The sequence below is a fragment of the Erwinia sp. B116 genome (assembly GCF_002865965.1).
Taxonomy (GTDB): Bacteria; Pseudomonadota; Gammaproteobacteria; order Enterobacterales; family Enterobacteriaceae; genus Erwinia.
The window spans coordinates 1-9430 of sequence record NZ_JRZZ01000037.1; the positions used below are offsets into that span (position 1 = coordinate 1).

Annotated in this window: 7 protein-coding genes and 2 pseudogenes; 4 read left to right on the forward strand and 5 right to left on the reverse strand. The window is 58.6% G+C overall.

The features are described from left to right. From NV64_RS18785 to xylF, 3 genes and pseudogenes are all read right to left on the reverse strand, one after another. A pseudogene (locus tag NV64_RS18785) lies at positions 1-444 on the reverse strand (sugar ABC transporter permease); the annotation flags it as partial. A 43-nt stretch (positions 445-487) separates the two neighbouring features. Beyond that, positions 488-2014, reverse strand: a complete 1527-nt coding sequence (locus NV64_RS18790) for a xylose ABC transporter ATP-binding protein (RefSeq protein ID WP_101506535.1) — start codon at positions 2012-2014, stop codon at positions 488-490. Positions 2015-2067: 53 nt separating this feature from the next. Further along, positions 2068-3060, reverse strand: a complete 993-nt coding sequence (gene xylF / locus NV64_RS18795; RefSeq protein ID WP_056240203.1) for a D-xylose ABC transporter substrate-binding protein — start codon at positions 3058-3060, stop codon at positions 2068-2070. Between the two features lie 255 nt (positions 3061-3315). Between xylF and xylA the strand changes: the two genes are divergently transcribed. After that, on the forward strand, positions 3316-4638 hold the full coding sequence (gene xylA, locus NV64_RS18800; RefSeq protein ID WP_056240205.1) for a xylose isomerase: 1323 nt from the start codon (positions 3316-3318) through the stop codon (positions 4636-4638). Between the two features lie 19 nt (positions 4639-4657). Further along, the gene (gene xylB, locus NV64_RS18805) at positions 4658-6112 is read left to right on the forward strand and encodes a xylulokinase (RefSeq protein ID WP_101506536.1); all 1455 of its coding nucleotides are present in this window, start codon (positions 4658-4660) and stop codon (positions 6110-6112) included. A 290-nt stretch (positions 6113-6402) separates the two neighbouring features. Here the strand turns inward: xylB and NV64_RS18810 are convergent, their stop codons facing one another. Together NV64_RS18810 and NV64_RS18815 are read right to left on the reverse strand one after the other, a co-directional pair. Continuing rightward, positions 6403-7641, reverse strand: a complete 1239-nt coding sequence (locus NV64_RS18810) for an ATP-grasp domain-containing protein (protein ID WP_101506537.1) — start codon at positions 7639-7641, stop codon at positions 6403-6405. A 157-nt stretch (positions 7642-7798) separates the two neighbouring features. Beyond that, on the reverse strand, positions 7799-8578 hold the full coding sequence (locus NV64_RS18815; RefSeq protein WP_233209040.1) for a DMT family transporter: 780 nt from the start codon (positions 8576-8578) through the stop codon (positions 7799-7801). Between the two features lie 381 nt (positions 8579-8959). Here NV64_RS18815 and NV64_RS18820 point away from each other — a divergent pair, with 381 nt between their 5' ends. After that, on the forward strand, positions 8960-9127 hold the full coding sequence (locus NV64_RS18820) for a hypothetical protein (RefSeq protein ID WP_199177696.1): 168 nt from the start codon (positions 8960-8962) through the stop codon (positions 9125-9127). Positions 9128-9186: 59 nt separating this feature from the next. Continuing rightward, positions 9187-9430: pseudogene (locus NV64_RS18825) on the forward strand (flagellin FliC); the annotation flags it as partial.

The following is a 9430-nucleotide window of genomic DNA, read 5'->3' on the forward strand; positions in this document are numbered from 1 at the left end:
CGTGGTCGGCGCCACCGTGCTGCCGTCGGTGATCCCCACCAGGATGCCGCGAAACGCCAGCATCCCGGCGAGGGTGACGATAAACGACGGCACCCGGCGGTAGGCCACCCACCAGCCGTTCCACGCGCCGAGCAGCAGGCCCATCAGCAGCGTGACCACAATGGTCAGCGGCAGCGGCCAGCCGAGCCAGACGTCAAAAATTGCCGCCGCGCCGCCCAGCAGCCCCATCATTGAGCCGACCGACAGGTCGATCTCCGCCGAGATAATGACGAACACCATCCCCACAGCCAGGATGCCGGTGATCGCCGTCTGGCGCAGCAGGTTGGAGATATTGCGCGCGCTCAGCCACGCGCCGTCGGTCATCCAGCTGAAAAACAGGCCGATCAGCAGGATCGCCGCCAGCATCACCAGCATCTGCATATTGATCGTGCGCCCTTTGCCCATTGCTGCGGGCTGCCCGGCCGCCGGTGCGGCGGCAGAATCGGTTTTAAGCATGATGTGGACTCCTCAGGGCGGCATCCATCACCTGCTCCTGGCTCAGATTGTGGTTGAGTAAGTCGGCTTTGATCTGCCCTTCGTGCATCACCAGCACCCGATCGCTGAGCCCCAGCACCTCCGGCAGCTCCGAGGAGATAACGATGATGGCAATCCCCTGGCGCACCAGTTCGGCGATCAGCCGGTAGATCTCAACGCGGGCACCGATATCGATGCCGCGCGTTGGTTCGTCGAGGATCAGAATGCGCGGGTTAAGCTGCAGGCAGCGGGCGATAATCGCCTTCTGCTGGTTACCGCCGCTCAGCCGGCCGATCGCCAGATCGGCGGAGGCGGTTTTCACCCGCAGCCGCGCCAGCCCCTGCTGAATCGCCTCCTGCTCGGCGGCCTCGTCCAGCACCGTCAGCGGGCCGCTGAACTGATCCAGCGCCGCCAGGCTGATGTTTTTTCCCACCGCCATCAGCGGCACGATGCCGTCTTTTTTACGGTCTTCCGGCACCATGGCGATGCCCAGCGCAATCGCCTGCGCGCAGCTGTTAATGGTCACCGGCTGGCCGTCCAGCAGAATGCGCCCCTGCCAGCGCCCCGGCCAGTCACCATACAGACAGCGCACCGTCTCGCTGCGCCCCGCGCCAACCAGCCCGGCGATGCCGAGGATCTCGCCGCGCCTGAGGCTGAACGAGACGTTATCCACCCGGCGAACATTGCGGTTGAGCGGGTGCCAGGCGGTCAGGTTTTCCACCCGCAGGATCTCCTCTCCCGGCGTATGCCGTTCGCTCGGGTAGATGGCGCTCATCTCGCGCCCGACCATCATGGTGATAATGTCATCCTCGCTCATCGCCGCCGCCGGACGGCTGCCGATCGGCTTACCGTCGCGGATCACGCAGATGGTGTCGGAGATAGCTTTCACCTCGCTGAGCTTGTGTGAGATATAGATGCAGGCGATGCCGTGCTCGCGCAGGTTGTTGATAATCTCCAGCAGCACCGCCGTCTCCGGCGCGGTCAGCGACGAGGTCGGCTCATCGAGCACCAGAATGCGCACCTGCTTGTTCAGCGCGCGGGCGATCTCCACCAGCTGCTGCTGGCCGGGCGACAGTTCGCTGACCCGGGTGGCCGGGTCGACGTCCAGCCGCACGCGCGCCAGCAGCTGGCGGCAGCGCAGGGTCATGGTTTCATCATCGACCACGCCGAAGCGGGCAATCTCCGCGCCGAGAAAGATGTTCTCCAGCACCGTCAGCTGCCGCACCAGCGCCAGCTCCTGGTGGATAATCACAATGCCGCGCCGTTCGCTGTCGCGCAGCGTTGCCGCACGCAGCTCCTCGCCGGCAAAGCGGACCTCCCCCTCGTACTCGCCATATGGATAGAGCCCGCACAGCACCTTCATCAGCGTCGACTTGCCGGAGCCGTTTTCGCCGCACAGCGACAGCACTTCCCCGGCGTCCAGCTGCAGGCTGACGTCATCCAGCGCCTTAACGCTGCCAAAACGCTTGGTGATATGGTTCATTTCCAGCAGTCTTGCCACGGTGTCACCTCACTTGCTGAGCCGCCGCACCAGCTGGCGCGGCGGCGTTCCGCTTACAGGCTGCTTTTCTTATGGAAGCCGTCGGCCACCACGGTGCTGTCGATATTGGATTTATCCACCGAAACCGGCGTCAGCAGCCAGGCAGGGACCTCTTTCAGGCCGTTGTTCAGCGTGGCGTTACCGGCGGGCGTCTTGCCTTCGCCCAGCTCGACGGCAATGCGCGCCGCCTCGGCGGCCAGTTTAGTAATCGGCTTGTAGACGGTCATGGTCTGGGTGCCGTTCTCCAGCCGTTTCATCGCCGCCAGGTCGGCGTCCTGACCGGAGATCGCCACCTTACCCGCCAGCCCCTGGGCGCTGAGCGCCTGAATGGCGCCGCCGGCGGTAGCGTCATTGGAGGCCACCACCGCATCAATCTTATTACCGTTGGCGGTCAGGGCATTTTCCATAATCTTCAGCGCATTCTCCGGCAGCCAGGCGTCGACCCACTGATCGCCCACCACCTTGATTTTTCCGCTGTCGATCAGCGGCTGCAGCACCTTCATCTGCCCGGCGCGGAACAGGCGGGCGTTATTATCCACCGGCGATCCGCCCATCAGAAAATAATTACCGGAAGGCACGCGGCTGACCAGGCTTTGCGCCTGCAGTTCACCGACCTTCTCATTATCAAACGAAATATAGTAATCAATATCGGCGTTATTAATCAGCCGATCGTAGGCCAGCACCTTAATGCCTTCGCGGTGGGCCTCTTTTATCACGTTACTCAGCACCTGGCCGTTATAGGGAATAATCACCAGCACGTCGACGCCGCGGTTGATCATATTTTCAATCTGCGCCATCTGCGTTTCTTCATTGCCGTTGGCCGACTGCACAAACACTTTCGCCCCCAGCGCTTCGGCCTTGCTGACAAAGATATCGCGATCTTTCTGCCAGCGCTCCAGCCGCAGGTCATCGATCGCCATACCGATTTTTACCTCTTTCGCCGTGGCGGCCTGGCTGAACAATGCCAGCGCAGCGCAGGCGGCAAGCAGGGTGATTTTCATTTTCATCGTTGATCCCTTTCAGTTGCGGTTGTTGTTATCAGGGTACAGGGTGACGGGCTGCTGAATTGTTGACCGGGTTTTGGCGGGGCGGCAATTACAGATTTTCCTCCTGCCGTTATGTTTTTTGCCATTCGGGAGGCAACTCACAGTTAGCAATTATCTTAATCTCAGAGTGAAATAACATAATTGAGCGCCCCGCCGTCACCGGTAACAATCACCGCATCTTCTCGCTCACCCTACTTCCGCACTAAGGAGTTTCAGATGCAGGATTATTTCGACCAGATCGGCCGTATTCAGTATGAAGGCCCACAAAGCACCAATCCGCTGGCCTTCCGCCACTACAATCCTGACCAGCGGGTGCTGGGCAAAACCATGGCGCAGCACCTGCGCTTCGCCGCCTGCTACTGGCACACCTTCTGCTGGGGCGGCACCGATATGTTCGGCGTCAGCGCGTTCGACCGCCCGTGGCTGAGCAACGGCGACGGCATGGCGCTGGCGCGGCAGAAAGCCGACGTCGCCTTTGAGTTTTTCCACAAGCTCAACGTGCCCTACTACTGCTTCCACGACATCGACGTGGCACCGGAGGGTGACTCGCTGCGCACCTACCTCTCCAACGCGGCGGAGATCACCGACGTGCTGCTGGAGAAACAGGAACAGAGCGGCGTGAAGCTGCTGTGGGGCACCGCCAACTGCTTTACCCACCCGCGATACGGTGCCGGTGCGGCCACCAACCCGGACCCGGAGGTGTTTGCCTGGGCCGCCAGCCAGGTGACCAGCGCGATGCACGCCACCCACAAACTGGGCGGGGAAAACTACGTGCTGTGGGGCGGCCGCGAGGGCTATGAAACCCTGCTGAACACCGACCTGCGCCAGGAGCGCGAGCAGATCGGCCGCTTTATGCAGATGGTGGTCGAGCATAAACACAAAATCGGTTTCCAGGGGCTGCTGCTGATCGAACCCAAACCGCAGGAACCCACCAAGCACCAGTACGACTATGACGTTGCCTCGGTGTACGGCTTCCTGAAACAGTTCGGGCTGGAAAAAGAGATCAAGGTCAACGTTGAGGCCAACCACGCCACCCTCGCCGGCCACTCGTTCCACCATGAGATCGCCACCGCCATCGCCCTCGGCATTTTCGGCTCGGTGGACGCCAACCGCGGCGATCCGCAGCTGGGCTGGGATACCGACCAGTTCCCGAACAGCGTGGAAGAGAACGCGCTGGTGATGTATGAGATCCTCAAGGCGGGCGGCTTCACCACCGGCGGCCTGAACTTTGACGCCAAGGTGCGCCGCCAGAGCACCGATAAATACGATCTGTTCTACGGCCATATCGGCGCGATGGACACCATGGCGCTGGCGCTGAAGGTGGCGGCGAAGATGATTGAAAGCGGCGAACTCGACCAGCGCGTGGCGCGCCGCTACAGCGGCTGGAACGGCGAGATGGGCCAGCAGATCCTTAAGGGCGAGTTCACCCTCGACGGCCTGGCGCAGCACGCCAGCCAGCACAACTTCCTGCCGCAGCACCAGAGCGGCCGCCAGGAGCTGCTGGAAAATCTGGTGAACGGCTATCTGTTCGATCGTTAACCTGACTGGAGATGGGCACATGGTAATAGGCATCGATCTCGGCACCTCCGGCGTGAAGGTGGTGCTGCTCAACGCTGACGGCGGGCTGCTGGCCAGCCACAGCGCGCCGCTCGACGTCTCACGCCCGCGGCCGCTGTGGAGCGAACAGGATCCGGAGAGCTGGTGGCGGGCCACCGACCAGGCGATGTGCGGGCTGGCGCAGCAGCATGACCTTAGCGGCGTACGGGCCATCGGTCTGAGCGGCCAGATGCACGGTGCCACCCTGCTGGACGCCGACGGCGGGACAATTCGCCCGGCGATCCTGTGGAATGACGGGCGCAGCGCCGCCCAGTGTGCGGCGCTGGAAGAGGCGGTGCCGGATGCCCGCGCCATTACCGGCAACCTGATGATGCCGGGTTTTACCGCACCAAAACTGCTGTGGCTTAAAGAACACGAACCGCAGCACTTTGCCCGCATTGCCAGAGTGCTGCTGCCGAAAGACTGGCTGCGCTGGCGGATGACCGGCGAGTTCGCCAGCGATATGTCGGATGCCGCCGGCACCCTGTGGCTGAACGTGGCGCAGCGCGACTGGAGCGAACCGCTGCTGGCCGCCTGCGGCCTGACGCGGGCACAGATGCCGCGGCTGGTTGAGGGTAACGCCTTCACCGGCCGGCTCAGCGCGGCGCTGGCCGCGCGCTGGGGGATCGGCGAGGTGCCGCTGGTGGCCGGCGGCGGCGACAACGCCGCCGGGGCGATCGGCGTTGGCCTGACGGAACCGGGCCAGGCGATGCTGTCGCTCGGCACCTCCGGGGTTTACTTTGTGGTCAGCGACGGCTTTGCCAGCAACCCGCAGCGGGCGGTGCACAGCTTCTGCCACGCGCTGCCCGGCCGCTGGCACCTGATGTCGGTGATGCTCAGCGCCGCCTCCTGCCTTGACTGGGCGGCGCGGCTCACCGGCTGTGCCGACGTGGCAGCGCTGCTGGCGGAGGCCGAACGCGCCAGCGACGATCGGCCGCTGCCGCTGTTTCTGCCCTACCTCTCCGGCGAGCGCACGCCGCATAACAATCCGGCGGCCAGCGGGGTGTTCTTTGGCCTGACCCATCAGCACGGGCGGCCGGAGCTGGCGCGGGCGGTGCTGGAAGGGGTGAGCTTTGCGCTGGCGGAGGGCATGGACGCCGTTCACGCCTGCGGCGTACGGCCGGAGAGCATCCGGCTGATCGGCGGCGGCGCGCGCAGCGAACTGTGGCGGCAGATGCTGGCGGACGTCAGCGGACAGACGCTGGACTACGTAGAGGGAGGCGAGGTCGGCCCGGCGCTGGGTGCCGCACAGCTGGCGCGGATGGCGCTGAATCCGGATGTGCCGCTGGCGGATCTGCTGCCCGCGCTGCCGCTGCTGCAGCGCCACCGGCCCGATGCCGCACGCCACCAGGCGTATCAGCCGCAGCGCGCGCGCTTCGCGCAGCTCTATCAACAGCTGGAATCGTTGATGCACTGAGGATGCTGGTGCTGGTGCTGGTGCTGGCAGGTGCAGAAAACAAAAGGCCCACCGCGTTGGCGATGGGCCTTTTGCCGTTAATTTTTTACCCCTTCCGGCGCTTATCTCCGGCACTCACTGGTGTTAGCTCTGCGAGGGGCAGGAGCGATAATATGATCCAGGAATAATCCTAACAAGAGAAAAATGGAGATTTGTGCGTCAGGCCAAATTTTTACTGCATAATCGGCCTGGGTATCGCACTTCACTCTCGATCACCTGAGCTGACTGACCCTCTTTTAACTGCTGACAGGCTATTGATAGTAAATCCCTTCAGCCTCCAGTTCACGAATGACCCGATAGTCACGCCACAACTGATGTTTATCGTTACTGACCAGATACACCGTACCGGGCTGGCTGAACACATCTTTGGTCTCACTGACCGCCTGGCCGTCAGCCAGATAGAATTCGACCTTTTTAAATGACGGCAACGCCTGCAGCCGTGCCAGAAACGCCCCGCTGGCAAAGCGCCCGGCTCGCGGACCGATCAGGCTGACATTAAAAGCGTGGTTTTTCAGCCGGTAAACCGGCTCTTTTGTCAGCTCCGTAAACCGCTGTGGCTGAGAGAGTGAGAGTGCCGTCGCCCGCAGTTGCCCCATTCCCGTCGTGCAGTCGACAATTTCCGGACGCAGTATGCCATCGCTACGGGCGGCAATTTCGAGCAGGCAGGGCCCGTCGGCGGTTAACATCACTTCTGCATGGCTGGGGCCGTTTTCAATACCCAGGCAGTCGCAAACACGGTGCGTGTAGGCCACCAGCCCGGCAAACTCGCCGGCTGAAGCATCGATAATTTCATCAATATCATAGACAACATTGCCTCCCGCCAGCTGCCGTTTATGGTAGCGCACCACTTCCGTGACCAGCCTGAGGCTATTCAGAGAGACAAAATTCACCACATATTCTGTTCCCGTCAGAAAGGACTGCAGCAGAACGGCATCATTGGTGCTGTTCATGCGGTTTTTTTGATTAATAAGACGGTCAAACGCCGACCTGACCCGGTCTTCGCTGTTGCAGATAAATACACCATCTGAACCGGCACTATCCAGCGGTTTCACCACCACCGGATAAGGCTGTTCGCTCAGCCAGTTTACCGCCTGTGGCCACTGGCAGACTTTGCACTGAGGCGTGGCGGTTATACCGGCTTCACGCAGCGATTCAATCATCTCAAACTTGTTACGGCGGGCAGCACGCTGTGAAAAATCATTTCTGTATTTAAAGTTCTGTGACTGGTTAATCCAGTCAGTGAGTTCGACGCCCGTTTCCGCGCCGCACAGTACGCCTTCCGCACCGAACTCACGGATAATATCCAGTGTTAACCCAGGGGAGGAATGGCAATAACAGTGTTGATAAATGGAAGAATCAAATCCCTGGTAGTAGTAGTCATCCAGTGAGGTGTCCGAGGCGATATGAATCATTTTACAGCCCGCCTCGCTTAAATGACGGGCAATAAATTTACCTGAAGAAAAACCATCAACCACTACGATCCTGTTCATTTTTCACCTCCCGACTGTGTTGCAGAGAAATACTTACTGATACCAAGCAATGCCAACAGTGCCGTAAGAACTAACACCGCAATGATGGTCTGCCATGACACGGCAATACGCCTGTCGGTAAACTGAAATGCAAGGGTAAATACAGAAATCAACAACATCAGAAAGGCAATATGCAGAGGACTGAGTGCCCAATGGATTTTTGTATAAGAAAAATAGGAATAATATGACCAACAACAGACAGTAACACCACAATCAAAAAATAAATCACATCAAGCTGCAGAGATATATGCATAACTGCACTATACAGTAACGCGGTAAAAAGAATTAATACATTCCTGCAGCCGAGGATTTCACTGGCACTCCATTTCTTATTTACTAATGATTTGGAAAACAAAGTATAGAGCACGGTTCCCACGGCACTCAGTAATACACAGATGATACCGATGGCTCTCTCCGCCGCGCTGGTGGAGGTCACTCCGCTACTGCCAACCCATGAATTAATCAGCATAATCATTACGCCGCTCATAACCGCCCAGGAAATGACCGACTCGGCTTTATCCGGCCTGGTAGTAAAACCGGAGAAAAATCGCGATAAAATGATCGTCAGTGCCGGGCCACATGCCACAGAAGCAATCCCGACTACCGCCGGTTCAAGGTATTTCAACGAGATGATAAGCCCACCCCAGTTGAGCAATACCGCAACATTAATCAGCAGCAGATTTTTTTTATTCTTGTTCACCTTAGTCAGATAAGCACGACCATTGCGCATCAGTGCCAGAGTCAAAAAAACCATTGTTGCCATTGCAAAACACCAGGTGATAAACACTGAAGAGTCGAGTACCTGAGTCACTTTAGCGATATACACATCCGACATAGCGCTGATAACACAAAACATAATGCCGCAGGTAATGCCGCTTGCAATAATTTTGCTCATCATTTCCTTACTCCCTGAGACTAACATTAAGTCATTCCATAACCGTGACCGGTTAATAGCTTACCCCTTGCAAAAAACCACCCTAAAAACCATCAAAAATGATACCTGCCACCTACTTTAACTCACCTGCTATTTCGTGATACATCAGTATAAAAAACAGATCAAGAGCTTAAGTTGCCATAAGTCATGATTTAAAAAAATCTGTGATCGCGCGATGAGATCAGTACTTACCTGAAATAAATCTTCAAATGTCATTATTAATAAATCCATTTATACAAAAAAATGAAAATTAATTTCCCTGTCCTTATGCTATCTGAAAGAAATCCCTGAAAAATATTCACCACCGCCCCCGCTACGCCATAGCGTTGTTTGCGATAAGTCAACGTGCCGGAACTGACCACCGTGTCCAGCCTGGTGAACAACCGTGAACAGATCTACACGGCGGAGATGTTTCTGTTGGTCGGCGTGCTCTGTTACCTGCCGTGCAGCGGGCTGGCCGGGCTGGCAAAGGGGCTGCAGCGGCGGCATAGGGCCCTGGCCCGCGTGACATAACTAAAAAATGGCTTAAGTAAAATCTGCCGCTGCCGATAATCTGCGACAGGAGTCACTCAGTGGATCGCGTTATGCTCAGCCTTAATACCAACCTCTCTGCGTTAAAGATCGAAAACAATGCGGCCAAAAGCGGCAGCTCGCTGGCGGACGCCATTCTTCGGTTATCTTCCGGTATGCGTATCAACGGTGCTAAGGATGATGCGGCAGGTCAGGCGATCGCCAACCGCATGAGCAGCCAGCAGAGCGGGCTGGCGCAGGCCAGTCGTAACGCCGGCGACGGTATCTCGCTGGTGGAGACCACCG